Source organism: Roseovarius carneus (assembly GCF_020141465.1).
Taxonomy (GTDB): Bacteria; Pseudomonadota; Alphaproteobacteria; order Rhodobacterales; family Rhodobacteraceae; genus Roseovarius; species Roseovarius carneus.
The window spans coordinates 1,710,449-1,735,430 of the sequence record NZ_JAHSPD010000001.1 but is presented as its reverse complement, the minus strand read 5'-3'; the positions used below and the strand labels follow the sequence as shown (position 1 = coordinate 1,735,430).

Sequence of the window (24,982 nt, the reverse complement as noted above, 5' to 3'; positions counted from 1 at the left end):
CATTATGACGAAAAAACCAAAACACAGCGTCAACATTTATAGGGCATCAATACGCATTTCACTGAACGGCGACACATACAGTGCATTGCGGGGGCTTCTTAAAAAAAATGCTTTTGAACCTAACGGTTTTATCAATGATCCCGGTGCGCATGGCACTGGTGTCTGGATAAGCAACAACTGTACGGTTGCAGAAATGCGTTCATGCATGCGGGCCCTTTGGAAAACAGCTGACCAATTTAAAGGGCCAGGGAAGCTGGATCACGTTTGGTCAAACTTCGAATTGATCGACCTTAGAAGCCTTCTCAAATCCACACAGAAAGCAGACAGAATGACGCCAGAACTTTTTAAATTCTTGCAAGAAGTTGGGATTGAGGTGCAGGAATGACTGACTTTACACTGGAAAAATACGCCGATGGCGTTGCGATCATCACTTGGGACACGGTTGGCAAATCCATGAATGTGATGAACGGCCAAGGGTTTCTGGACCTTGAGGCGCTGATTGATGACGCATTGGCCGATGATGCCGTGAAAGGCATCGTTCTGACCTCAGGCAAGCCGGGCAGCTTTGCAGGCGGCATGGATCTCAACATCATCGCCAAGATGAAAGAGGATGCGGGCGACGACCCGGCACGCGGCCTTTTCGACGGCGTAATGGGCATGCACGCCATCCTGCGCAAGATCGAGCGCGGCGGCATGGACGACAAGAACAAAGGCGGCAAGCCGATCGCCGCCGCCCTGCCCGGCACAGCGCTTGGCATTGGCTTGGAAATTCCGCTCGCGTGCCACCGCATCTTTGCCGCCGACAACCCAAAGGCCAAGATTGGCCTGCCCGAGATCATGGTCGGCATCTTTCCCGGCGCGGGCGGCACCACGCGGCTTGTGCGCAAGCTGGGCGCGATGGGCGCCTCACCGCTTCTTTTGGAAGGCAAACTCAACGATCCCAAAAAGGCCAAATCCGCCGGAGTGGTGGATGAGGTGGTGCCCGCCGATGAGTTGATGGACGCCGCCCGCGCATGGGTGCTGTCGGAGCCCAATATCGTTAAGCCGTGGGACGAGAAGGGCTACAAAATGCCCGGTGGCGCGCCGTACCATCCGGCGGGGTTCATGACCTTCGTTGGTGCCTCAGCCATGGTAAATGGCAAGACCCAAGGCGCGTTTCCCGCCGCCAAGGCCCTGCTGAGCGCCGTCTATGAAGGCGCGCTCGTGCCATTCGACACAGCACTCAAGATCGAGGCGCGCTGGTTCACGCATATTCTGCTCGATCCCTCCTCAAGCGCCATGATCCGCAGCCTCTTCATCAACAAAGAAGCGCTGGAGAAAGGTGCTAACCGCCCCGATGTGCCCGATGCGACTGTCAAAAAGATCGGTGTCATGGGCGCGGGCATGATGGGCGCAGGCATCACGCTTGTGTCGGCCATGGCCGGGATGGAAGTTGTCCTTATCGACCAAAAGCAAGACGCGGCGGACAAGGGCAAAGCCTATACCGCAAGTTACATGGACCAAGGCATCAAACGCGGCAAAGCGACTGAGGCCAAGAAGGACGCGGCCCTCGCCATGATCACTGCCACCACGGATTACGCAGCTCTCAAGGGCTGCGATCTGATCATTGAAGCGGTGTTCGAGGACCCGGAAATCAAGGCTGAGGTGACGAAGGCGGTCGAGGCCGTGGTGGGCGAGGAGTGTATCTTCGCCACCAACACCTCCACCCTGCCGATCAGTGATCTGGCCAAGGCAAGCGTGCGGCCGGAGAACTTCATCGGCCTCCATTTCTTCAGCCCGGTCGAGAAAATGATGCTGGTCGAGATCATCAAGGGCAGCCAGACCGGCCCGCGGGCCACGGCCAAGGCGCTGGATTATGTGCGCCAAATCCGCAAGACGCCCATCGTGGTGAATGATGCGCGGTTCTTTTATGCCAATCGCTGCATCATCCCCTACATCAACGAGGGCCTGCGCATGGTGGCCGAAGGGGTGACACCTGCGCTCATCGACAATGCCGCGCGCCAGCTTGGGTTCCCCGTCGGGCCGCTGCAACTGGTCGATGAGACCTCCATTGATCTGGGCGCGAAAATCGCCCGCGCCACCAAGACCGCGATGGGCGACGCCTATCCGGACGCGGCGGTCGATGAGGTGATCTTCTGGATGGAGGGCGAGGGCCGCTTGGGCCGCAAATCCGGCGCGGGGTTTTACGACTATGACGACAAGGGCAAGCGGCTGGGATACTGGCCCGGCCTTGGCGCGAAATACCCCGTGCATGGGGCGCAACCGGACCTGACCCTGGTAAAACACCGCCTGATGTTCGCCCAAGTTCTGGAGGCCGTGCGCGCGTTGGAAGAAGGTGTGTTGGAGGATATCCGCGAAGGTGATGTGGGCGCGATCCTCGGCTGGGGCTTCGCGCCATGGTCGGGCGGGCCGTTTGCGTGGCTCGACATGATCGGCACGCCCTATGCAGCCGCCCGCTGCAATGAACTCTCTGAGGCGCATGGCGCGCGCTTTGCCCCACCCGCACTGCTAATCGAAATGGCGGGCAAGGCTCAAAGCTTCTACGCCCGTTTTGGCAATGCCTCAGAAGCGGCCTGAGACGTCTCAAATTATGCTTGAGGCACGAAGATAATTTGAAACGCGCGCAGACCTTATAAATTGCGCGCGTTTCAAGAAAAATAGCGCATCAGGTTTTTCTCGAAACGCGTTAGGCAAAGCCCGGAAACAATAGCGCCACAATCGATCCCACTCAGAAGGAATAGCCGAATCGCGCGATATCTTCGGCGCAGATCGCTTCGACCACTTGTGCCGTGGCGGTGGTGTAATAGTGGCGATAACCAGCCTCACGGCGTGACGCATTGAGATGCGGCAGCTCCAGAGAAAAACCCAAATGTGCCCAAAGCGGGGCCGCATCCTGCGCGAAATGCTCCAGCCGGATGAAATGCGCGGAGCGTTCCAGCCCGTCCCAGCCGCGCAAGTATGAGCCATAAGGCAAACCTCGCAAGGCCTCCTGCGTCACGTCATTCTGCACAAACTCTGCAAAACCCACGCGGGCAGCCAGATGCACCGCCGGGTGATCAAAGCTCTGATCGCGCAGCCAGTGGTAGTAGCTCACCACCCGGTCCCACGGATTGCGCACCAAGGCAAAGCGAAACGCGCCCTCAACGAAATCACGGGCCACCAGCCCGTCAATATCAGCAAGGCTTGAATGCTTCCAAATCCGCCCCGCCGCCTGCGCGCCCTTGAGCCGCCCGCGCCGCCGCCGCGCTTTCGGCGTATCACCGATCAGGATATCATCCTTCATCGCACGGCTTTCCAACGCAACGCTGAGCGCCGTTCCCCCCGTTTTGGGGATGTGCACAAAGATGTAATTGCGGCCAGGTGATAGGATCATGAACGCCACCCTAACGCCCCCACATGCCGCGCGAAACGCATTAACAATTGAACACCCGGCCAAAGCCCATATCCTCACCCGGCTATACAAAGACAGAATCACCTGGGGAGGATGCCGTCATGGGTTGGATGAAAGACGAAACAGGGCTGGAGAGACGCCAAGCCAATTTTGTCCCCTTGACGCCCCTGTCACATCTGCGCCGCGCGGCCTTGCTCTATCCCGAGTATGAGGCGGTGGTTTATGGCACTATCCGCCGCACCTACGCCGAATATTACGAGCGCTGCACGCGTCTTGCCTCGGGCCTCGCCAAGCTGGGGGTGAATCCCGGCGATGTGGTAGCGACCCTGATCCCCAACCTACCCCCACAGGCCGAGGCGCATTTCGGTGTGCCCGCCGCTGGGGCGGTGCTCAACACGATCAACACGCGGCTGGAGGTGGATACAGTTGCCTATATCCTTGAGCATGGCGACGCCAAGGTCGTGTTGGTTGACCCGCAATTCCTGAGCCTTGCTGAGAGTGCGATCGCGCATATGGAAGGGCACGCCCCCCTGCTGATCGAAGTGGAAGACCTGCAAGCGGGCCAAATCAGCTCAGGACGGCACGCGGAATACGAGCATCTTCTGGCCTCGGGCGATCCGGATTTTCAATGGATCATGCCCGAAGATGAGTGGGAGAGCCTCGCGCTCAACTATACGTCCGGCACCACGGGGCGGCCCAAGGGCGTCGTCTACCATCACCGCGGCGCGTATCTGATGACGATGGGCACCGCGATCAGCTGGCAAATGGCGCGCCATCCGCGCTACCTCACAATCGTGCCGCTCTTTCATTGCAACGGCTGGAACCACACATGGATGCTACCGCTTTTGGGCGGCACGCTGATCTGCTGCCGCGATATCACGGCGGGGGCCATCTATGACGCCATTGCCGATGAAGGGGCCACACATTTCGGTGGCGCGCCCATCGTGCTCAACACCATCGTCAACGCCAAGCCAGAGGACCGTCGTGATTTCGATCACACGGTCGAGGTCTTTACCGCGGGCGCGCCACCCCCTGCTGCCACCCTCGCCGCGATTGAGCCGTTGGGCTTTAACGTGATGCAGGTCTACGGGCTGACCGAGACCTATGGCCACGTCACCGAATGCACATGGCACAGCGCATGGGACGAAAAACCCGCCGAGGAGCGTTACGCGATCAAGGCGCGCACGGGCATGCCTATGCCGATGGCCGAGGACATCACCGCGATGGACGGCCTGACCATGGCCCAAACCCCAAAGGACGCAACCACCCAAGGCGAAATCATGATCCGCGGCAACACCGTGATGAAAGGCTATCTCAAGAACCCCGAGGCGACAGAAGAGGCTTTCAGGGGCGGCTATTTCCACTCGGGAGATATCGCCCTTCAGCACCCCGATCACTATTTGCAGATCTGCGACCGCGCCAAGGATATCATCATCTCGGGCGGCGAAAACATCAGCTCCATCGAGGTGGAGGGTGCGCTGATGACGCATCCGTCCGTCCTTTTGTGCGCCGTGGTGGCCAAGCCTGACGACAAATGGGGCGAGGTGCCGTGTGCCTTTGTAGAACTGAAAGAGGGCGAGGTGGGTAACGAGGCCGAGATCATCGCCCATGTCCGCACCAAGCTTGCGGGGTTCAAAACACCCAAGAAAGTGGTCTTTCAAGAGCTGCCAAAAACCTCCACAGGCAAAATCCAGAAATTTGAGCTGCGCATCATTGCCAAAGACCTTTGATCGTGGCGATTGAGCGGCCCCGGCCCCCGTGCTAGGCTTGGGCCGTTGAGGTAAATCAGGCCAGATAAAAAAGGCCGCATATCAAACCCATGAGCAGATGACAGCACTCCAGAATTATGACCGCCTTGAGGCCTCGGGCCTGTGGCGCGCAAGCCCGGATGACCAGCGCACCGAAGTCGTAATTTCGGTGGGCGAAGCCACGCTCGTGATCACCGACATGCGGGACCGCCCCCTCGCCCATTGGTCCATCCCGGCTGTGAGCCGCGCCAATCCCGGCCACCGCCCAGCAATCTTTCACCCCGATGGCGATTCTGGCGAAACGCTTGAGATTGCAGCGGACGAAGCCGCGATGATCGACGCGATTGAGCAATTGCGCACCGCCGTGGAGCGCCGTCGCCCGCATCCCGGACGGCTCCGGTTGGCGATGCTAGCAGGCTCTGTCGCCACGGTGGGCGCGCTTGTGGTATTCTGGTTGCCCGGCGCTGTGCGCGAACATGCGCTGCGCGTGGTGCCCGAGGTCAAACGCGCGGCGATTGGTGAGGCGCTGATGCAGCAGATATCGGTCGTGACCGGCCCGCCTTGCCGCGCCCCCGGTGGACGCGCCGCACTGGCCCTGCTTGCCGAACGCCTGCCCGGTATCAACCCAGGTCAGCTCACCATCCTGCGGGGCGGTGTGGCCAGCACGGCCAGCCTTCCGGGGGGCGCGATCTTGATCAACCACACGCTGGTTGAGGATTACGACGAACCCGATGTCGTCGCAGGCTTTGCCCTCGCGCAATCCCTGCGCGCAAGATCCACGGACCCGCTTGATGATCTGCTGCGCACCGGCGGGATCATGGCGTCCTTGCGCCTGTTGACCACGGGCAATCCCGGCGATGCCGCTCTGCAACGATATGGTGAGGCGATGCTGACCCGTCCCACCGCACCTGTGCCCGATGAGGTGCTGCTGCAAGCATTTGAGGAGGCCGGGCTGCGCAGCACACCTTATGCCTATGCCCACGATATTTCCGGCGAAAGCACGCTCGCCTTGATCGAAGCCGACCCTTTTGCCGCCGAGGTGCCAGAGCCGCTTTTACGCGATGCCGACTGGCTGCGCCTGCAAGGTATCTGCGGCGGATAGACCCCAGAAATGCAAAAAGCCGAGCCCCTCTCAGGACCCGGCTCTCTCGTTTCTGGGCTATGAGGCCGCTTACTTCCGCAGCACCGCATTGCCAAATCCGGCCCCGCGCACGCGGGTCATGGCGGAGGTCAGCGCGCTCTGGCTGTTGAACGGTCCGGCCAGAACGATGCTCAGATCCTCGCCATTGCGCCGTATTGTGCCAAGCCGCGTGGGCAGACCCATGCTGGCGACACGTCGTGCCTCGACCTGCGCCTGCGCGCGCGTCCGGTAGATGCCCGCCTGAACGAAACGGTGGCTCGCCGCGCGTGCAGGCTCCGCCACCGCCACAGGCAATGTCCGGCTCGACATGTTCACTTGGGAGGCCAGATGTTTGTTCGTCACATGCTCAGGCTGCGCCGCATAGCTGGTATAAGGGTATTTCAAACCAGGATGCAGCGCCGTCACCTCGCGGCCTGTTTGCCGCTCAATCAGGCGGCGCGGCGTGGTGCGGGTCCACATCAAATCCATCTGCGCCTTGCCGGCGAAGGTCTGATGCGCGCGCTGCGGGTTGAGACGGCCATCCATCCACACACGTTTATAGCCTTCGGGGATGCTCACCCCTTGGGTGCTCAGCCGCTGGTCACGCACCACATGGCGCGGCGCGATCCTTGTGTCGGGCGTCACCACTTGGGCCGTCTGCGCGTAATTCGGCGCAGGTGCGGTGCGCGGCACATAAGAGGAGGGCGCGGCGGAATATGGCACGCGTGTCACGTGATCCTCGCGCTGCGGCCCGCAACGGACACTATGTGTCGAGGAGTGCAGGTATTGCCGCGACAACGCATTGGCACCGCAATTGGCACTGGCCAGTTGGGAAGGCGCGCGGCGGGTGGTGGTCTGAACGGTGGGCCGCACCGGCACGGGTGCCGCCAGTACGGGCGTGCTGCGCGGCGCGGTGACGGTTGGGGTGGCTACGCGGCGCACAGGCACCACGGTTTGCGCTGCGGTTTGCGCTGAGGGCTGTGTGCGCACGACGCGCACTGTCTCGGGTGTGGGTTGGGCCTGCACCACGCGCACACTGGGCTGCGCGGCTTGCGGAGCGGCGGCCACTGTCGCACGGGGCTCTGGCACAGGCTCTGATACAGGCGCACGGGCCACCAAGGTTGGCTGGAACCCACAAGACAGCTCGCGGCTGCGGGTCACGCGCGGCACCCAAGTCACATTACCGTCGATCCCGGCGCGGATAAACGCGCAGCCATTGCTGTCGACATATTGCCGACCCGTGAAGGATGATGGCGGAAACTCTGCTGGTTCTCCGGCGTTGCGCAGTGCCTGAGCCCCTGCATCGACCGGGATAAGCGATGCAGCACAAGCCACAATCGCAATTGCTTTGAATAGCTTCATATTGCCCCCACAAGATGTAGGGGAATCTTGCCTCAAATCACTAGGCGAGTAAAGCGCTCTTGCGCCTTATTTCGTGCCGAACATACGGTCACCCGCATCGCCCAGACCGGGCAGTATATAGCCAATATCATTGAGGCGCTCGTCCAGCGATGCGGTGACAATGGGCACATCGGGATGCGCCTCTTTCATCCGCGCGACCCCTTCGGGCGCCGCCAAAAGGCACAAAAACCGGATATCCTTGGCGCCTGCGCCCTTCAAAAGGTCCACCGCGGCGGCAGAGCTGTTGCCGGTGGCCAGCATCGGATCGACCACGATCACCATCCGCTTGCCCAATTGGTCAGGCACTTTGAAATAATACTGCACAGGTTTCAGCGTTTCTTCATCACGGTAGAGCCCGACAAACCCGACCCGCGCCGACGGAATCAGCTCCAGCATCCCGTCCAGCAACCCATTGCCAGCCCGCAGGATCGAGATCAGCGCAAGCTTGCGCCCTGCCAGAACGGGCGCTTCCATCTCCTGCATCGGCGTGTCGATGGTGCGCATGGTCATCGGCAGGCTGCGTGTGACTTCATAGGCCAAAAGCTGGCTGATCTCGCGCAGAAGTTGCCGGAAGACCGCCGTGGGCGTGCCCTTTTCGCGCATAAGGGTCAGCTTGTGCTGAACCAGCGGGTGTTTGACGACGGTCAGATGCTCTTGCATGGCGGCTCTCCTGATTTGCGCGCCCCTTCATTCCAGATGGCGCGGCCAAGGGCAATGGCCCGGGTCCCGACCGCGCAACGTCCATATTGCGCCCCGCGCCTCAAAGGTGCAGTTTGCACCCCAGCCCCGGACCCCACAGGGACCCCATCAAAAGGACGCGCAGCCCCAATGAGCGATACGCAAAAAGAGAACCTGCGACAGGCCGCTTTGGCCTATCACGAATTTCCAAAACCCGGAAAGCTTGAGGTTCGCGCGACCAAACCCCTCGCCAATGGCCGCGATCTGGCCCGCGCCTATTCGCCCGGCGTGGCCGAGGCCTGTCTGGAGATCAAGGCCGACCCCACCACGGCAAGCCGCTATACTGCGCGCGGTAATCTGGTCGCTGTGGTGACCAACGGCACGGCGGTGCTGGGGCTGGGCAATATCGGGGCGCTGGCATCGAAGCCGGTGATGGAGGGCAAGGCGGTTCTCTTCAAGAAATTCGCCAATATTGATTGTTTTGATATTGAGCTGAACGAGGCAGACCCTGAGCGCCTCGCCGATATCGTCTGCGCGCTGGAGCCCACATTCGGCGCGATCAACCTCGAAGATATCAAGGCCCCCGACTGCTTCATCGTGGAGCAGATCTGCCGCGAGCGGATGAATATCCCCGTTTTCCATGATGATCAGCACGGCACGGCCATTGTTGTGGGGGCCGCGGCCACAAACGCGCTGCACGTCGCGGGAAAGCGGTTTGCCGATATCAAGATCGTCTCCACCGGCGGCGGTGCGGCGGGGATTGCTTGCCTCAACATGCTGCTGAAGCTGGGGGTGAAGCGCGAGAATATCTGGCTCTGCGACATTCACGGTCTGGTCTATGAGGGGCGCGTTGAGGATATGAACCCGCAAAAATCCGCCTTCGCGCAGGCTACGGATCTGCGGACCCTCGACGATGTCATCAGCGGCGCGGATATGTTCCTTGGCCTCTCCGGCCCCAATGTCCTGACGGCTGAGATGGTCGCAAAGATGACGCGCAAGCCCATTGTCTTCGCACTGGCCAATCCCAACCCCGAGATCATGCCAGACGCCGCACGGGCCGTGGCGCCCGATGCCATTATCGCCACGGGACGCTCGGATTTTCCCAATCAGGTCAATAATGTGCTCTGTTTCCCGTTTATCTTTCGCGGCGCGCTCGATGTGGGTGCCACGGAGATCAACGACGCCATGCAGGTCGCTTGCGTGGACGGGATCGCGGAGCTTGCCCGCGCCTCCACCTCGGCCGAGGCCGCGGCGGCCTATCAGGGCGAGGAGATGACATTTGGGCCGGACTACCTGATCCCCAAGCCTTTTGATCCGCGCCTGTCGGGCATCGTCAGCACCGCCGTGGCGCGTGCCGCGATGGAATCCGGTGTGGCGACGCGACCCCTCGCGGATCTTGAAGCATACAAGGCTGATCTGGACGCATCGGTGTTCAAATCCTCGCTGTTGATGCGCCCGGTCTTCGATGCGGCCCGCAAAGACGCACGCCGCATCGTCTTTGCCGAGGGCGAGGATGAGCGCGTGTTGCGCGCCGCACAGGCCGTGTTGGAGGAAACATCAGAGCAGCCCATCCTCATTGGCCGCCCACAGGTCATCGAGGCACGCTGCGAGCGGCTGGGCCTCGATATCCGCCCCGGACGCGACGTGCACATCGTCAACCCCGAGGATGACCCGCGCTACCGCGATTACTGGGGCAGCTACCACGAGATCATGAAACGGCGCGGGGTCACCCCGGACCTAGCCAAGGCCGTGATGCGCACCAACACCACCGCCATCGGCGCGGTCATGGTGCATCGCGGCGAGGCCGATAGCCTGATCTGCGGTGCGTTTGGCGAATATCGCTGGCACCTCAACTATGTCACGCAGGTGCTTGGTGGGCCGGGATATACGCCGCATGGTGCACTGTCGATGATGATCCTAGAGGATGGTCCGCTCTTCATCGCCGACACGCATGTGCGCGTCTATCCCACCCCCGAAGAGCTGGCCCAGAGCGCCATCGGTGCCGCGCGCCATGTCCGCCGTTTCGGGATCGAGCCCAAGATCTCGCTCTGCTCGCAATCGCAATTTGGCAATCAAGGCAGCGATTCCGGCAAGCGTCTGCGCGCCGCACTCGACATACTGGACGCGGCCCCGCGCGATTTTTCCTATGAGGGCGAGATGAACGTGGACGCAGCCCTCGACGCGGAGTTGCGCGCGCGGCTCTTGCCCGACAACCGGATGGAAGGCGCAGCAAATGTGCTGATCTTCTCCAACGCCGATGCGGCCTCGGGCGTGCGCAACATCCTGAAAATGAAGGGTGGCGGGCTTGAAGTGGGTCCTATCCTGATGGGCATGGGCAACCGCGCGCATATCGTGACACCGGGCGTCACCGCACGGGGGCTGTTGAACATGGCCGCAATCGCAGGCACCCCGGTGGCCAATTACGGCTGAACAAAGCCGCGCAATTCTGCGCGGGACACTGGACGCAAAGACCGCTGCCGCTTAACACACAAGGCCAGCGAATGGAGGATAAGAGCATGGGTTACAAAGACATCTATGACGGCTGGAAGGCCGACCCCGAAGGCTTCTGGATGCAGGCCGCAGAGGCGATCGACTGGACCCGCAAACCTTCCAAGGCGCTCTTTGACGAGGGTTCGCCGATTTACGAGTGGTTCAGCGATGGTATGACCAACACATGCTTCAACGCTGTGGACCGCCATGTTGAGGCCGGGCGCGGCGACCAGATCGCAATCATCCATGACAGCCCGATCACGAAAACCAAACACGAGATCACCTACGCCGAGCTTCAGACCCGCGTGGCCTCGCTCGCCGGGGCTTTGCGCGCCAAGGGCATTGAGAAAGGCGACCGCGTTATCATCTACATGCCAATGGTGCCCGAAGCGCTTGAGGCGATGCTGGCCTGTGCGCGGCTCGGCGCGGTCCATTCCGTGGTCTTCGGCGGGTTTGCGGCCTCCGAGCTTGCCGTGCGTATCAACGATTGCACCCCCAAAGCCATCATCGCCGCCTCCTGCGGGTTGGAGCCGGGCCGCGTGGTCCATTACAAACCCCTCGTTGACGGCGCGATTGATGAGGCCGCCCACAAACCCGAGTTCTGCGTGATCTTCCAGCGCGAGCAGGAGGTTGCCCATCTTGAGCCGGGCCGCGATGTCGATTGGCACGGGTTTCAGGCCGGTGCAACACCAGCAGACTGCGTGCCCGTCGAGGGCAATCATCCTGCCTATATCCTCTACACCTCTGGCACCACGGGCGCGCCCAAGGGTGTGATCCGGCATACGGGCGGGCACATGGTCGCGCTCAACTGGACCATGAAAAACGTCTATAATGTTGATCCCGGCGATGTGTTCTGGGCCGCCTCAGACGTGGGCTGGGTCGTGGGGCACAGCTATATCTGCTACGGCCCTCTGATCCACGGCAACACCACTGTGGTGTTCGAGGGCAAGCCCATCGGCACGCCCGATGCAGGCACATTCTGGCGCGTCATATCCGAGCATAATGTGCGCAGCTTTTTCACCGCCCCCACCGCCTTGCGCGCGATCAAGCGCGAAGACCCCAAGGGCGAGGCGATCAAGGATTACGACATTTCCTGCCTGCGTGCGCTCTATCTCGCGGGCGAACGGGCGGACCCCGATACGATTGTCTGGGCACAGGACGTGATGAAAGTCCCCGTCTACGACCATTGGTGGCAGACCGAGACAGGCTTCACCATCGCAGGATACCCCACGGGGATTGAGACGCTGCCCGTGAAGGTAGGCTCCCCCGCCATGCCGATGCCCGGCTATGACGTTCAAATCCTCGATGAGGCAGGGTTCCAGGTAGCGCCGGGCACGCTTGGCGCGATTGCGATCAAGCTTCCCCTGCCCCCCGGCACATTACCAACCCTGTGGAACGCTGAGGCGCGCTATCTCAAATCCTATCTGACCACCTTTCCGGGATATTACGAGACGGGCGATGCGGGCATGATCGACGAGGATGGGTATCTCTACATCATGGCGCGCACGGATGATGTGATCAACGTGGCAGGTCACCGCCTCAGCACCGGCGCGATGGAGGAGGTCCTTGCGGCCCACCCGGATGTGGCGGAATGCGCCGTGATCGGCGTGACCGATCAACTCAAGGGCCAGATGCCGGTTGGGTTTGTGTGCCTGAGCAAGGGCGTAGAGCGCGCGCATGATGACATCACCAAGGAATGCGTGACGCTTGTCCGCGAGAAGATCGGCCCCGTAGCCGCCTTCAAACTCGCATTGGTGGTAGACCGTTTGCCCAAGACACGCTCAGGCAAAATCCTGCGCGCGACGATGGTGAAGATCGCCGATAGCGAGGCGTTCAAAATGCCCGCGACGATTGATGACCCAGCGATCCTGGACGAAATCCGCAGCGCATTGCAAGCCATCGGTTACGCAAAATAGAAAAAGCGGCCCCCGGAAATCAGGGGCCGCTTTTCGCGCTATTCAAAGCTGTGCGGCCAGTTCGTCGACCTTCGCCTCGGCCTCTTGCTTGGCGATGCCATAGCGTTCCTGCACCTTGCCGATAAGCTGCTCACGGTTGCCCTCAGCCTCCGCCAGATCGTCATAGGTCAACTCGCCAAAATGCTCGCGCACCTTGCCTTTGAATTGTGTCCAGTTCCCTTGAATGCGGTCCCAGTTCATATCGGGCCTCCTATCGGTTGCGTTTGGTTGCGGGCCTAGCGGGCCCCTCTGGCAACTCAACGCACCAAGCGCGGGGTGGTTCCGCCCCAAGCCCTCGTTAGACGAACTGCTCGCGCAACAGCCGCTCTTCCAGCCCATGGCCGGGATCGAAGAGAATGCGGTGCGCGATGCTGGGCTCCGATGCGACCTCAACCCAGAGCACATTCTCAACCCAGAGACTGTCGGCCACCGCATTGACTGGCCGTTTACCCGGATCAACCGTGTCGAACCGCACCGTCGCCGATTTTGGCAACAAGGCCCCGCGCCAGCGCCGGGGCCGAAATGCCGCCACCGCCGTCAGCGCCAGAACGTCCGAACCAATCGGCAGGATCGGCCCATGCGCGCTATAGTTATATGCGGTGGAGCCCGCAGGTGTGGCCAGAAGCGCGCCATCGCAGACCAACTCCTCAAGCCGCAAATGGCCGTCGACACTGATCTTGAGCTGCGCCGCCTGAGGCCCCGCCCGCAGCAGCGACACCTCGTTGATCGCCAGCGCACGGTGCGTTTCGCCATTCACACATTCCGCGCGCATCACCAGAGGGTTCAGCACCTCTTCCTCCGCCGCCGCCAACCGCTCCAGCAAGTCACTCTCGCTATACTCATTCATCAAGAACCCGACCGTGCCCCGGTTCATCCCGTAGACCGGCACATCGAGGTCTTGCGTCGCATGCAACGTGTGCAGCATAAATCCGTCGCCGCCCAAGGCCACGACAACATCTGCCTGCGCCTCTGGCACCGCGCCAAACCGCGTGGCAAGGGCAGCCCGTGCGATCTGCGCGGTCGGTGCATCGCTGGCCACGAAGGCGATCTTTTGTGTCATGCCGTGCCGCCTGTCTTGGATTCAAGCAATTTCACGCTGATCGAAACACAGTTTCGCGCTATGTACCAGTGTCGCCGCATACAGGCATGGAATTGTCGATTTACTGGGTTCCATTTCGATAATGTTTCCGATAGGAAATTCGCAACTGTTACCGCCAACATGGAGATGATCCTCATGAACAAGCAGAACACTCTGAAGCCCGATACAGATTTTTTCACCGAATCGCTGGCAACGCGCGACCCTGAGATTTTCGCCTCGATCACCTCCGAGCTGGGCCGCCAGCGCGACGAGATTGAGTTGATCGCGTCTGAAAACATCGTCTCGGCCGCCGTGATGGAGGCCCAAGGCTCCGTCATGACCAACAAATACGCCGAAGGATACCCCGGACGCCGCTACTATGGCGGGTGCCAGTATGTGGACGTGGCCGAGACGCTGGCAATTGAGCGCGCGAAGGAACTTTTCAGCTGTGGTTTCGCCAATGTGCAGCCCAACTCGGGCAGCCAAGCGAACCAGGCCGTTTTCCTCGCGCTGCTGAAGCCCGGCGACACCATCCTCGGCATGAGCCTTGATGCAGGCGGCCACCTCACCCACGGTGCGGCCCCCAACCAGTCCGGCAAATGGTTCAACGCGGTGCAATACGGCGTGAAGCGCGACACGCTGGACGTGGACTACGATCAGATGGAGGCTCTGGCGCTTGAGCATAAGCCCCAGATGATCATCGCAGGTGGCTCGGCCATCCCGCGCCAGCTTGATTTCGCCCGCATCCGCGAGATTGCAGACAAGGTCGGCGCATGGGTTCTGGCCGATGTGGCGCATTTCGCAGGGCTTATTGCGGCGGGCGAATATCCCTCGCCCTTCCCCCACGCCCACGCGGCCACCACAACTACGCACAAAACCCTGCGCGGCCCCCGCGGTGGCATGATCCTCACCGATGACGAGGCGCTGTCGAAGAAATTCAACTCGGCCATCTTCCCCGGCATCCAAGGTGGTCCCCTGATGCATGTCATCGCAGGCAAGGCAGTGGCGTTTGGCGAGGCGCTCCGCCCTGAGTTCAAGACTTACATGAAGAACGTGCGCTCAAACGCCGTTGTTCTGGCCGATACGCTGATTGCGGGCGGTCTGGACATCGTGACTGGCGGCACCGACACGCATGTGATGCTCGTAGACCTGCGCCCCAAGAAGGTGACCGGCAACATCGCCGATGCCGCCCTTGGCCGCGCGCATATCACCTGCAACAAAAACGGCGTGCCGTTTGATCCCGAAAAGCCCACCGTGACCAGCGGCCTGCGTCTTGGCACACCCGCCGGGACAACACGCGGCTTCGGCGCGGCAGAGTTCGAGCAGATTGGCAAATGGATCGTGGAAGTTGTTGACGGTCTGGCCGCCAATGGCGCGGACGGCAACGAGGCCGTTGAGGCCAAAGTGCGCGGCGAAGTCGCCGAGATGTGCGCGCGCTTCCCGCTCTATCCAAACCTCTGATTTAAGCTGTAAGATCTTACAGGCGGCGCTCCTAACGGGGCGCCGTTTGGCGGCTAGAGATACCCGCGCCAGATCAGGAACACGACCAAACCGGCCAAGGCCAGCAGAAGGTTGAACACCAGCCCCCCGGCCATGCCCAAAATCGCGCCGCGCCGCCGGTCCTTGGGGTCAATCTGCCCAAGTGCGGCCCGCATCGCTGCCGCATCCGCCCGCAAGGCATCCCCATCCACCAGCCGCCTGAGCTTCGGATGCCCGACCATGCCTTCGGCCTGCACGATCCTCTGCCCCGCCGCGCGCGCGGGCGCAGGCACTGTGCGGCCCGCACGCCGCAGGGCCACGCGCAAAGACTTGGCCCGCACCCCGAGCTTTGCGCGCATCGCATCGCGCAAGCCGCCTGCCATCTCCGCATAGCCCGCCGGGCTCATCGCATCCTCACCCCTCATTGCGCGGATAGATTAGCGCCCCCCATTTCCCCCCGCAATGGGGCTGGCCCAGCGCCCGCGCCCGCGCTACACAACCGCCCATGTTGCATATGATCTCCCACGGCACACCCACAGCCCTGCCGCCCCTCCTCATCGCGCATGGCCTCTACGGCTCCGCGCGCAATTGGGGTGTGATCGCAAAACGGCTCAGCGATGCCCGGCAGGTCTTTGCAGTGGATATGCGCAATCACGGCCAAAGCCCTTGGGAGGATGGAAACAGCTACCCAGAAATGGCCGACGATCTGGCCGAGGTGCTGCACCACATCGGCCCCGCGCATCTCTTGGGTCATTCGATGGGCGGCAAGGCGGCGATGGTGCTGGCCTCAATGCGGCCCACCCTGCTCAAAAGCGTGATCGTCGCAGACATCGCGCCCGTGGCCTACGCACGTACGCAGATCGGCTATATCGAGGCCTTGCGCGCGGCGGATCTCAGCGGCATTGAGAAACGCTCGGACATGGCCGCGCGGCTGGAGCCAGTGATCGACGATCCGGCGCTCATCCCCTTCTTCCTGCAATCATTGGACGTGGCCGAAAGGCGCTGGCGGCTGAACCTTGAGGCGCTGGCGGGTGCGATGCCCGACATCATGGGCTTCCCGACGCTGGAGCATGCCTATGAAGGTCCCACGCTTTTCCTGACCGGGGCCACCTCGGAGTATGTACTGCCGGAGTATCGCCCCGAAATCAAACGCCTCTTTCCCGCCGCGCGCTTTGCCAAAATCCCCGGCGCGGGGCATTGGCTCCATGCCGAAAAACCGCGCGAGTTCGAGGCGGCCGTGCGCACATGGCTGGAGCGCATCTAGCGTTTGCGCAAAAGCTCAACCAGCGTGCAGCGCGGCGCATCCGCGCGCAACTCCTGCCGGGATGTCTCCACCCATTGCGCAGTATCAAAGGCCGGGAAAAACGTGTCAGGCGCGTCCACGGCCAGATCCACCTCGGTGATTAAAAGCCGATCTGCGATCCCGATCATCTCCGCATAAATCCCCGCGCCGCCAATCCCGTAAAGCCGCGCATGGCCCTTTGAGGCTGCAAACTCAAGGGCTGCGGTCACCGTGCCAAAGCACTCCGCCCCTTCCGCACCGCGCGACGTCACCACAAGATTAAGACGGTTCTTCAAAGGCTTGTACGGCAGGCTATCCCATGTATTGCGCCCCATGATGATCGCGCCGCCCGTGGTTTCACGCTGAAAAAACGCCAGATCCTCAGGTGCCGCCCATGGAATATCACCATCCTTGCCAATCGCGCCGTTGCGGTCGCGCGCCACCACCAATGACAGCATCAGACAGCCACCGGCGCTTTAATGGCCGGGTCCGGGTCATATCCAATCACGTCGAAATCCTCGTATTTAAAGTCAAAGATGGAGCCGACCGCACGGTTGATCCGCAGCTGCGGCAAGGGTTTGGGCGTGCGCGACAAAAGCAGATCCACCTGCTCCAGATGGTTGGAATAGATATGCGCATCGCCCAGCGTATGGATGAAATCGCCCGGCTCGTGGCCGGTGACATGCGCCAGCATGTGCAAGAGAAGCGCATAGGAGGCGATGTTGAACGGCACGCCGAGAAACATATCCGCCGAGCGTTGATAAAGCTGCAAATGCAACTTGCCGCCGATGACGCGCACCTGCCACATCGTGTGACAGGGCGGTAACGCCATGGCCGGCACATCCGCCGGGTTCCACGCGGATACGACCATCCGTCGGCTATCGGGGCTTGTTCGGATCAGCTCCACAAGCCCTTCGATCTGGTCCACGCTCGCCGCCCGGAACGCAGGCGCGCCGCCCACCTCGCCCGCCGCGGCCCCGATGGCCGGAAAGGCCCGCCATTGCGCGCCGTAAACCGGGCCGAGATCGCCGTTCTCGTCGGCCCATTCATCCCAGATCGACACGCCGTTTTCCTTGAGATAGCGAATGTTCGTATCGCCCGACAGGAACCACAAAAGCTCGTGAATGATGGACTTCAAATGCAGTTTTTTCGTCGTCACAAGAGGAAATCCATCCGCCATCGGATAGCGGCTTTGCAGCCCAAAATGTGAAATCGTGCCCGTGCCCGTGCGGTCCGATGACCGCGCACCCTGCTCCAGCACCACCTTCAACGCCTCATGATATTGCCGCACGGCCCACCCCCCTTTTGCTGCGCCCAGAGTTACCCGCGCCGCGCGCGCATCACAAGATCGTTCCGGCCCAAAGGCTGGACGCCACGGCAAATGCCTCTAGGGTATGGAGAACAAAGGAGAGCTGGAATGAGCATAAAATACCTACACACAATGGTCCGCGTGAAGGATCTTGACGCCTCCATCGCCTTCTTTGCCCTGTTGGGCCTCAAAGAGACGCGCCGTTGGGACAATGAGGGCGGGCGCTTTACGCTGGTTTTCATGGCTCCCGAGGGGCAGGAAGACTGCCCGGTTGAGCTGACCTATAACTGGGGCGGCGATGAGGAATTGCCCTCGGATAGCCGTCATTTTGGCCATCTGGCCTACGGCACGTCGGATATCTACGCGCTGTGTCAGCACCTTATGGATAATGGCGTGACGATCAACCGCCCGCCGCGGGACGGGCGCATGGCCTTTGTGCGCAGCCCTGATAACATCTCGATCGAGCTTTTGCAGGAGGGCGAGGCTCTCGCACCCGCCGAGCCTTGGGCCAGCATGCAGAACACGGGCCATTGGTAAGGCTCGCCGCATTTTTTGCGGCGTTTTGGGCCGGGGCCGCCGAAGCCTCGTGCCGATTGGCGCTGGTGCTCGCACTGGATGTGTCATCCTCTGTGGACGCATCGGAATATGATCAGCAGCGGCTGGGATTGGCATTAGCGCTCAATGCGGAAGATGTGCGCCATGCGATCTTGCGCGGCGGCACCGGGGACGTGGCGATTGCGGTCTATGAATGGAGCGGGATGCGCCAGCAGACGTTGCATCTCGACTGGACCGCGCTGCGGACCGAGCGCGACATTGACGCGGTGGTCGCGGCCCTTGGTGGGATGGAGCGCGGCTATGACGATTTCCCCACGGCACTCGGCTATGGCCTCTCATACGGCGCCACGCTGATGGCCCGCGCGCCAAGCTGCGCGCGACGTGTGATCAATATCTCAGGCGATGGAGAGAACAATCACGGCTATGGGCCTGAGCTTGTGCGCAAACACTTTCCCCTTGAGGGCGTGACAGTAAACGGCCTCGCGATCGGTGGGGACGCGCCCGGAATTGCAGAATATTACCGCGAGCGCGTGATCAGCGGGCCGGGGGCGTTTGTGGAAATTGCCGTAGGGTTTGACGAGTTCGAGACCGTGATGGCACGCAAGCTTTTTCGCGAGATAAACGATATGATGCTGGGCGGCGATACGCGGCCTGACAGACCGCGCGGATGAGGACCCCGCGCATGAGAGGCGCGCTCGCGTTGCTCGCCGCACTCACTGGCGGGCCGGCTCTCGCCGAATGTCGCCTCGCGCTGGCACTTGGGCTGGATGTATCGGGCTCGGTCGATGCGCGCGAATACCGGCTACAGCTTGATGGGGTGGCGGGTGCGCTGGAAACACCAGCCGTGCACCAGGCGCTTTTCTCCATGCCGGGCGCGTATGTGGATATCGCCGTATACCAATGGGGCGCACCGTGGCAGCAGCGCCTGTTGCTGGATTGGACCACATTGCGCAGCGCGGCCGATACCGCCGTTGTGGCGGGGCAACTCCGCACCGCAAGCCACAGCTTTTCCGACCCGTCCACCGCCATCGGCTCGGCCATCGAGTTTGGCGTGGCGCTTTTGTCGGACAGACCTGACTGTTGGGCCCATACGATAGATATCTCCGGGGACGGGCCGTCAAATTCCGGCCCTCCACCGGGCAGCCTGACCCTGCCTGCGCCGCCCTATATTACGGTCAACGGTCTGGTCGTGAACCCGCTGGCGCGCGACAATATCGGCAAGGATCTCAGCCGGGCCAAAACATTGCGCAACCATTACGAGACCCAAGTGATCCGTGGCCCCGGGGCCTTTGTCGAGGTGGCCGAGAGCTTTCAGGATTTTGAGCGCGCTATGACGCGAAAACTGATCCGTGAGGTGCAGCCTGCCGTTGTCGGATCGGCGGAGAGGCCATAGGGGCGTCTCAATCTGCCCTTCGCCTCCTGCCTCAGTAGATATAGCGGATCTGATCGGTCCAATATCGCTCCACCCGCCGCAGCGATGTCGCGATCTGATCAATACCGTCTGCGCCCAACACGCCCCGGTCCTGAAGCCCCACTGCGTGCCGCTCAAACAAAGCCGTGACAATATCGCGGATGTCGCGCCCCTTCGGCGTCAGGCGCACCCGCACGGACCGGCGGTCAATCTCGCATCGCTGGTGGTGCATATAGCCCATTTCGACCAGCTTTTTGAGGTTGTAGCTGACATTGCTGCCTTGGTAATAGCCGCGTGATTTCAGTTCACCCGCCGTGACCTCGTTATCGCCGATGTTGAAGAGCAAAAGGGCTTGCACCGCGTTGATCTCCAGCACGCCAACACGTTCAAACTCATCCTTGATCACATCCAGCAAAAGCCGATGAAGCCGCTCGACCAGCGCGAGCGCATCGAGATATCCGGCCATGAAGCCATGCTCCGCATTGGGCGGGGCGATTGGGGTATGCATTGACATTATTCGGGGTCTCCGTCCGTTTTACTGCTCTGGACGTGACATTCGCCGAGAATGCCGAATAATCGGTTAAACCCCACCAATAGCGCCTAAAACTTGAACGATTATCCCAGATGATCGCTTACCGGCACCGACAGGATGCGCGTGATCAAGCCATCATATGCGCCCGGGCCTTCAATTTGGCCCGTGACCCATTGATAGAGGTCTTGATCATTCTCTTCGAGAAAGGCGTCATAGATATCAAGCTCTTGCGCGCTCATATCGTCCAATTGTGCAGCGGCGAAACGGCTCAGGATGATATCCATCTCCTTTATGCCGCGCCGCATGGACCGCATGGTCAGGCGGCGCAGTCGGACCTCTCGTGTCTCACCCGTCCCCGCATCACTCATCGGATGTGTCCCGCAGCAATTTGGTAAGCTCGGCCTCGGCACGCCCCAGACGCTCTGCCGCGAGGGTAAGCTGTGTGCTGATCTCGCGCAGCTCGTTCATCAACTGATTTGCATGGGTCGACATCTCACCGCCTTCGGGGCCCGAAGGCCCATCGCCCTCCCCGGTCAGCAGCCATGTCAACGACACGTTGAGCAACCCGGCCAGCATTGACAGGCTGCTGGCGCGCGGCTCGGCCTGATCATGCTCCCAATTATCCAGCGTCTTTTTCTTCACCCCAAGCCGTTTGGCGAGCGCTCCTTGGGTCATGCCCGACGCCTCACGCGCCCCGGCGAGCCTGTCTCCGAATGTGGTTTCGGTCGGGTCGAACCAGTCGCTTGTGGTCTGCTCGGTCATGAGGGCTCCTTTCAGGAACGGTCTTGATCAGTTTGGGCGCGCACCATATGACACGACTACAGTCGAAAACCAACCGGAGCCCCAAAATGAATGGCCTGTCCGCGACACTTTCACGCGTAAAACCCTCCCCCACAATAGCCGTCTCCACCAAGGCGCGTGAGCTGAAGGAGGCCGGGCGCGATATTATCGGCCTCGGCGCGGGAGAGCCGGATTTCGACACACCCGAAAATATCCGCGCGGCGGGCATCCGCGCCATTGAGCAGGGCAAGACCCGCTACACCGCGCCCGATGGCATCATCGAGCTGAAACAGGCGATCTGCGCCAAGATGAAGCGCGATAATGGGCTGGATTATGTGCCCGCACAGGTCAGCGTCGGCACAGGCGGCAAGCAGATCCTCTACAACGCGCTGATGGCCACGCTCAATCCCGGTGATGAGGTTGTGATCCCCGCGCCCTATTGGGTGAGTTATCCGGATATGGTCCTGCTTGCAGGCGGAGAGCCTGTGATCGCGAGCGCGGGGATCGAGACGGGTTACAAGCTGAGCGCCCAAGCGCTTGAGGCAGCGATCACGCCGCGCACAAAATGGTTCATTTTCAACTCGCCCTCCAACCCCACCGGAGCGGGCTATAGCTGGGATGAGCTGAAGGCGCTGACGGACGTGCTCTTGCGGCATCCGCATGTGTTGGTGATGACGGATGATATGTATGAGCATCTGGCCTACGGTGATTTCAAATTCTGCACGCCCGCCGAGGTGGAGCCACAGCTTTATGACCGCACCCTGACCTGCAATGGCGTGTCCAAAGCCTATGCAATGACCGGATGGCGCATCGGCTATGCCGCGGGGCCGGAGTATTTGATCGCCGCGATGCGCAAGATCCAGAGCCAGAGCACGTCGAACCCCTGCACGATCAGCCAATGGGCCGCCGTGGAGGCGCTGAACGGCACGCAGGCGTTTATCGCCAGCAACAATGCGATATTCGAGCGGCGGCGCGATCTGGTGGTGGGGATGCTCACGGAAATCGACGGCATGGAATGCCCGGTGCCGGACGGGGCGTTCTACGTCTATCCCTCCATCAAGGGGCTGATGGGCAAGACAAGCGCCGCCGGCACAGTGATTGACACGGACGAGGCATTTGCCACCGCCCTTCTGGAAGAGACCGGCGTGGCCGTGGTTTTCGGCGCGGCCTTCGGGCTTTCGCCGAACTTCCGGATCAGCTACGCTACCTCGGACGATGCGCTGAAAGAAGCGTGCGAACGGATACAGGCGTTTTGCAAAGGGCTCTCATGATATCTGCTCGGACCACCACATGGCTGAGACCCCTTCCGGGGCGGACGCGGTGAGCGGGGAGCTTCCCGACTATTATTTCCGGGTGCGCGAGAACGGCGCCTTTGTCTTTCGCGTCGATACCGAGAACCGCCAACGCCGCATCGACATGGACCAGATCGCCGTGATCAACATCCGCAAGGGTGAGATCAAGCCGCATGGGGACCGCGAGCTGAGCGCCGAGGATATCGAGGTCATCCAAGGATGGATGGCCGACCGGCTGGCGCTCTTGGAATACCGTGATATCGACGATATCCACCGGGCGGTCGATTACCTCAACACCACGGCGCACTGGGCCCAGAGCCGCGCAAGCGACGCGCAGCTTGAGGCGATCACAGATGCGCTTTTGCTGGCTATGCATGATCTGCGCACCGTACTGGTGCGCAAAAAGGCAGACCGTCTTTTAGAGAACAAAGACTAGCTGGTTGCCCCGGTAAGACGTGCGCGCCTCAAGCGTTTGGACTTTGCCCCATCAGCCTTGCGCCGTTTGCCAGCGATCCGTCCAGCGCCAGAAGCGCAGGCCCAAGAGCGCCGCCGCACAGGCCAACCCGATGGCAAGCCCGAGCCAAATCCCGACCCCACCCATTCCAAAGGTAAAGCCCAGCAGATAGCTCGCCGTCACGCCCACGGCCCAATAGCTAATCCCGGCAATGACCATAGGCACGCGCGTATCCTGCACCCCGCGCAGAAAGCCAAGCGCCATGACCTGCCCCGCATCCAGCAACTGAAAGAGACCAGCCGCGGCCAGAAGCGCTACCCCAATCCCAAGGACGGCTGCGCGATCAGGCTCATGCGGGCTCATGAAGAGGCCAATCAGCGGCTCGGGCAACAGCAGGAAGATGAGCACGGTCAGAGATGCAAAACCCAGTGACAGCATCGTCGCCACCACCGCGCCGCGCCGCAGTTCCGTTTTGTCATGGCGACCGTAGGCCTGCCCCGCGCGCACCGTGGCCGCATTGCTGAGACCCATATGGATCATGAAAGTAACGGAGGTGATTTGCAGTGCGATCCCATGGGCCGCCAAGGGCAATGTGCCCAACCAACCCATCATGATGGATGACGCCGCAAAAAGCCCCGTCTCAGCAAGGTTCGTCACCCCAATGGGCCAGCCAAGCCGAAACACATCACGCAACGCCTCTGCGTCCAGACGCCAGACCCGTGCAAAAAGCGTATGCTCGGGCGTGACCCAAGCAACATAGATCACCAGCGCGATGAGCGAGGCCGTCGTCGTGACAAGCGACGCGATCGCCGCACCGCGAATGCCCATCTCCTCAAACCCGCCATTGCCGAAGATCAGCAGGTAATTCACCCCGATATTCAGCACCACAGCCGCAACCGTGACCCAAAGCACCACCTGCGTCCGCTCCAGCGCCGCGAGATAGCTTTTCAGCACCATCACCAGAAGTGCCGGCACAATGGCCCACCCCACGATCCTGAGATACTCCCCCGCGAGGGCGGCTGTCTCAGGCCCCTGCCCCAGCATCAAGAATATCTCGGCAGACCAATAGAAAATCGGCTGCACCGCAAAGCCAAAGGCCACCGAGGCCCAGCACCCCATGCGCGTGACCCGCCGCACCCGGCTGTCATGGCCGCCCGCCACGGCGGAGGCCACCATCGGCATTACGGCCCATGCAAAGCCCGAGCCCATGATGAAGAGCATGTAGAACACGGTGCTCGCCAACACCTCAGCGGCCAATGCCTCGATACTATACCAGCCCAGCATGATCGTGTCGGTGACATGAATAGCCAATTGCGCGAGATGACTGCCCACCAAAGGCAGGCCCAGCACGAGCAAGAGGCGCGCGTCGCGGCGAAAGGCATGAAGGCGTGTCATTCCCTTGCCTAAGCCCGCGCGCGCGCCCTTGCAAGAGCGCGCAAGCCTCGTGGCCCGTGGCACAAGCGGGCGCATATAAGAGAGTCAGCCACAGCCTGAAGCTACGTGGCAAGCCCGCTCTGTGTCCGTGTGTTCAAAGATTGGGCGAAGCCAAACGCGTTTTGTCGTGAACCTGAGACATCAGATACCACCGGCGAAACGCTCTGAAGCCGCTTTAGTGGGTCCAGACCTGCCGCCGGTTGGTGGCAAAATTATCGCCGTATCCACCTGGGCGGATGTTGGCCTTGCGGGTCTTGGGCTCTTGCACGATCACGTCGATCCCATGTTCCTCGGCATATTCCAACGCTGCCTCTTTGGTGGAAAAGCTCAGACGAACCTGCGCTTGGGTATCAGCCGAAGAGGTCCAGCCCATCAGCGGATCAACCTCGCGTCGCTCCTGCGGCGCGTGCTCCAGAACCCATTTATGGGTGCGCGCATTGCCCGAAGACATGGCTGTGCGGGCGGGACGGTAGATACGAGCTGGCATGGGCGACCTCCGGGATGACGCAGTACGCCTGAAATATGCCCCCACCCCCGCCCTGTCAATCGCACGCGGCATGAGCGGATTAGCAGTTTGTGGACGTCGCTGCGTT

26 protein-coding genes are annotated in these 24,982 nt (G+C 61.4%); 13 read left to right on the top strand and 13 right to left on the bottom strand.

Annotated features, from left to right (window positions below):
- The first annotated feature begins 4 nt into the window (after positions 1 to 4).
- Both KUD11_RS08710 and KUD11_RS08705 read left to right on the top strand, forming a co-directional pair.
- Positions 5 to 385 carry a hypothetical protein gene (locus KUD11_RS08710; RefSeq protein ID WP_146190840.1) on the top strand — a complete coding sequence of 127 codons (381 nt, stop codon included), beginning with the start codon at positions 5 to 7 and terminating at the stop codon, positions 383 to 385.
- Positions 382 to 2,577: a 3-hydroxyacyl-CoA dehydrogenase NAD-binding domain-containing protein gene (locus KUD11_RS08705; RefSeq protein ID WP_109385051.1), complete on the top strand. Its 2,196-nt coding sequence runs from the start codon at positions 382 to 384 to the stop codon at positions 2,575 to 2,577. The genes KUD11_RS08710 and KUD11_RS08705 overlap by 4 nt, the downstream gene beginning before the upstream one ends.
- A gap of 151 nt (positions 2,578 to 2,728) precedes the next feature.
- Here KUD11_RS08705 and KUD11_RS08700 read toward each other — a convergent pair whose 3' ends face one another.
- Positions 2,729 to 3,373, bottom strand: a complete 645-nt coding sequence (locus tag KUD11_RS08700) for a sulfotransferase family 2 domain-containing protein (RefSeq protein ID WP_109388027.1) — start codon at positions 3,371 to 3,373, stop codon at positions 2,729 to 2,731.
- Between the two features lie 119 nt (positions 3,374 to 3,492).
- Between KUD11_RS08700 and KUD11_RS08695 the strand changes: the two genes are divergently transcribed.
- Positions 3,493 to 5,121: an AMP-binding protein gene (locus KUD11_RS08695; protein WP_109385052.1), complete on the top strand. Its 1,629-nt coding sequence runs from the start codon at positions 3,493 to 3,495 to the stop codon at positions 5,119 to 5,121.
- A 97-nt stretch (positions 5,122 to 5,218) separates the two neighbouring features.
- A complete protein-coding gene (locus tag KUD11_RS08690; RefSeq protein WP_109385053.1) occupies positions 5,219 to 6,241 on the top strand; it encodes a hypothetical protein in 1,023 nt (340 codons plus the stop codon).
- Positions 6,242 to 6,310: 69 nt separating this feature from the next.
- Here the strand turns inward: KUD11_RS08690 and KUD11_RS08685 are convergent, their stop codons facing one another.
- Together KUD11_RS08685 and upp are read right to left on the bottom strand one after the other, a co-directional pair.
- Positions 6,311 to 7,621, bottom strand: coding sequence for an SPOR domain-containing protein (locus KUD11_RS08685; protein WP_109385054.1), 1,311 nt, complete (start codon positions 7,619 to 7,621; stop codon positions 6,311 to 6,313).
- A gap of 66 nt (positions 7,622 to 7,687) precedes the next feature.
- Positions 7,688 to 8,320: a uracil phosphoribosyltransferase gene (upp, locus tag KUD11_RS08680; RefSeq protein ID WP_109385055.1), complete on the bottom strand. Its 633-nt coding sequence runs from the start codon at positions 8,318 to 8,320 to the stop codon at positions 7,688 to 7,690.
- Between the two features lie 168 nt (positions 8,321 to 8,488).
- Between upp and KUD11_RS08675 the strand changes: the two genes are divergently transcribed.
- Both KUD11_RS08675 and prpE read left to right on the top strand, forming a co-directional pair.
- Positions 8,489 to 10,768, top strand: a complete 2,280-nt coding sequence (locus tag KUD11_RS08675) for an NADP-dependent malic enzyme (protein WP_109385056.1) — start codon at positions 8,489 to 8,491, stop codon at positions 10,766 to 10,768.
- 86 nt (positions 10,769 to 10,854) lie between these two features.
- A complete protein-coding gene (prpE, locus tag KUD11_RS08670; RefSeq protein WP_109385057.1) occupies positions 10,855 to 12,744 on the top strand; it encodes a propionate-CoA ligase PrpE in 1,890 nt (629 codons plus the stop codon).
- Between the two features lie 42 nt (positions 12,745 to 12,786).
- Here prpE and KUD11_RS08665 read toward each other — a convergent pair whose 3' ends face one another.
- Together KUD11_RS08665 and KUD11_RS08660 are read right to left on the bottom strand one after the other, a co-directional pair.
- The gene (locus tag KUD11_RS08665; protein ID WP_109385058.1) at positions 12,787 to 12,984 is read right to left on the bottom strand and encodes a CsbD family protein; all 198 of its coding nucleotides are present in this window, start codon (positions 12,982 to 12,984) and stop codon (positions 12,787 to 12,789) included.
- Positions 12,985 to 13,081: 97 nt separating this feature from the next.
- Positions 13,082 to 13,843, bottom strand: coding sequence for an NAD kinase (locus KUD11_RS08660; RefSeq protein WP_109385059.1), 762 nt, complete (start codon positions 13,841 to 13,843; stop codon positions 13,082 to 13,084).
- 159 nt (positions 13,844 to 14,002) lie between these two features.
- Between KUD11_RS08660 and glyA the strand changes: the two genes are divergently transcribed.
- On the top strand, positions 14,003 to 15,322 hold the full coding sequence (gene glyA / locus KUD11_RS08655; protein WP_318010144.1) for a serine hydroxymethyltransferase: 1,320 nt from the start codon (positions 14,003 to 14,005) through the stop codon (positions 15,320 to 15,322).
- A gap of 53 nt (positions 15,323 to 15,375) precedes the next feature.
- On the opposite strand, the gene KUD11_RS08650 is transcribed toward glyA, so the two are convergent.
- Complete coding sequence (locus KUD11_RS08650; protein WP_109385060.1) at positions 15,376 to 15,765, bottom strand: hypothetical protein; 390 nt, start codon at positions 15,763 to 15,765, stop codon at positions 15,376 to 15,378.
- A gap of 80 nt (positions 15,766 to 15,845) precedes the next feature.
- On the opposite strand from KUD11_RS08650, the gene KUD11_RS08645 reads away from it, so the two are divergent.
- Positions 15,846 to 16,604, top strand: a complete 759-nt coding sequence (locus KUD11_RS08645; RefSeq protein ID WP_109385061.1) for an alpha/beta fold hydrolase — start codon at positions 15,846 to 15,848, stop codon at positions 16,602 to 16,604.
- Here KUD11_RS08645 and KUD11_RS08640 read toward each other — a convergent pair.
- Together KUD11_RS08640 and KUD11_RS08635 are read right to left on the bottom strand one after the other, a co-directional pair.
- Positions 16,601 to 17,080: a dihydrofolate reductase gene (locus KUD11_RS08640; RefSeq protein WP_109385062.1), complete on the bottom strand. Its 480-nt coding sequence runs from the start codon at positions 17,078 to 17,080 to the stop codon at positions 16,601 to 16,603. The genes KUD11_RS08645 and KUD11_RS08640 overlap by 4 nt on opposite strands.
- A complete protein-coding gene (locus tag KUD11_RS08635) occupies positions 17,080 to 17,913 on the bottom strand; it encodes a thymidylate synthase (RefSeq protein WP_109385063.1) in 834 nt (277 codons plus the stop codon). The genes KUD11_RS08640 and KUD11_RS08635 overlap by 1 nt, the downstream gene beginning before the upstream one ends.
- A 126-nt stretch (positions 17,914 to 18,039) precedes the next feature.
- Between KUD11_RS08635 and KUD11_RS08630 the strand changes: the two genes are divergently transcribed.
- From KUD11_RS08630 to KUD11_RS08620, 3 genes are read left to right on the top strand one after another with little or no spacing between them, the layout of a single operon-like run.
- A complete protein-coding gene (locus KUD11_RS08630; RefSeq protein WP_109385064.1) occupies positions 18,040 to 18,468 on the top strand; it encodes a VOC family protein in 429 nt (142 codons plus the stop codon).
- Positions 18,435 to 19,157, top strand: coding sequence for a DUF1194 domain-containing protein (locus KUD11_RS08625; RefSeq protein ID WP_109385065.1), 723 nt, complete (start codon positions 18,435 to 18,437; stop codon positions 19,155 to 19,157). The genes KUD11_RS08630 and KUD11_RS08625 overlap by 34 nt, the downstream gene beginning before the upstream one ends.
- Before the next feature lie 11 nt (positions 19,158 to 19,168).
- Complete coding sequence (locus KUD11_RS08620; protein ID WP_109385066.1) at positions 19,169 to 19,879, top strand: DUF1194 domain-containing protein; 711 nt, start codon at positions 19,169 to 19,171, stop codon at positions 19,877 to 19,879.
- Between the two features lie 31 nt (positions 19,880 to 19,910).
- Here KUD11_RS08620 and KUD11_RS08615 read toward each other — a convergent pair whose 3' ends face one another.
- From KUD11_RS08615 to KUD11_RS08605, 3 genes are all read right to left on the bottom strand, one after another.
- Positions 19,911 to 20,411: a MarR family winged helix-turn-helix transcriptional regulator gene (locus KUD11_RS08615; protein ID WP_397545208.1), complete on the bottom strand. Its 501-nt coding sequence runs from the start codon at positions 20,409 to 20,411 to the stop codon at positions 19,911 to 19,913.
- 101 nt (positions 20,412 to 20,512) lie between these two features.
- Positions 20,513 to 20,797 carry a succinate dehydrogenase assembly factor 2 gene (locus tag KUD11_RS08610; RefSeq protein ID WP_109385068.1) on the bottom strand — a complete coding sequence of 95 codons (285 nt, stop codon included), beginning with the start codon at positions 20,795 to 20,797 and terminating at the stop codon, positions 20,513 to 20,515.
- Positions 20,790 to 21,191, bottom strand: coding sequence for a helix-turn-helix domain-containing protein (locus KUD11_RS08605; RefSeq protein WP_109385069.1), 402 nt, complete (start codon positions 21,189 to 21,191; stop codon positions 20,790 to 20,792). The genes KUD11_RS08610 and KUD11_RS08605 overlap by 8 nt, the downstream gene beginning before the upstream one ends.
- An 86-nt stretch (positions 21,192 to 21,277) precedes the next feature.
- On the opposite strand from KUD11_RS08605, the gene KUD11_RS08600 reads away from it, so the two are divergent.
- Together KUD11_RS08600 and KUD11_RS08595 are read left to right on the top strand one after the other, a co-directional pair.
- Positions 21,278 to 22,480 (top strand): pyridoxal phosphate-dependent aminotransferase, encoded by a 1,203-nt coding sequence (locus KUD11_RS08600; protein ID WP_109388031.1) that lies wholly within the window; start codon positions 21,278 to 21,280, stop codon positions 22,478 to 22,480.
- A 49-nt stretch (positions 22,481 to 22,529) separates the two neighbouring features.
- A complete protein-coding gene (locus tag KUD11_RS08595; protein WP_109388033.1) occupies positions 22,530 to 22,937 on the top strand; it encodes a hypothetical protein in 408 nt (135 codons plus the stop codon).
- Positions 22,938 to 22,988: 51 nt separating this feature from the next.
- Here the strand turns inward: KUD11_RS08595 and KUD11_RS08590 are convergent, their stop codons facing one another.
- On the bottom strand, positions 22,989 to 24,350 hold the full coding sequence (locus tag KUD11_RS08590; protein WP_109388035.1) for an MATE family efflux transporter: 1,362 nt from the start codon (positions 24,348 to 24,350) through the stop codon (positions 22,989 to 22,991).
- Between the two features lie 214 nt (positions 24,351 to 24,564).
- Entirely contained in the window at positions 24,565 to 24,876 is a 312-nt protein-coding gene (locus tag KUD11_RS08585) for an ETC complex I subunit (protein WP_109385070.1), read from the bottom strand.
- Positions 24,877 to 24,982: the final 106 nt, after the last annotated feature.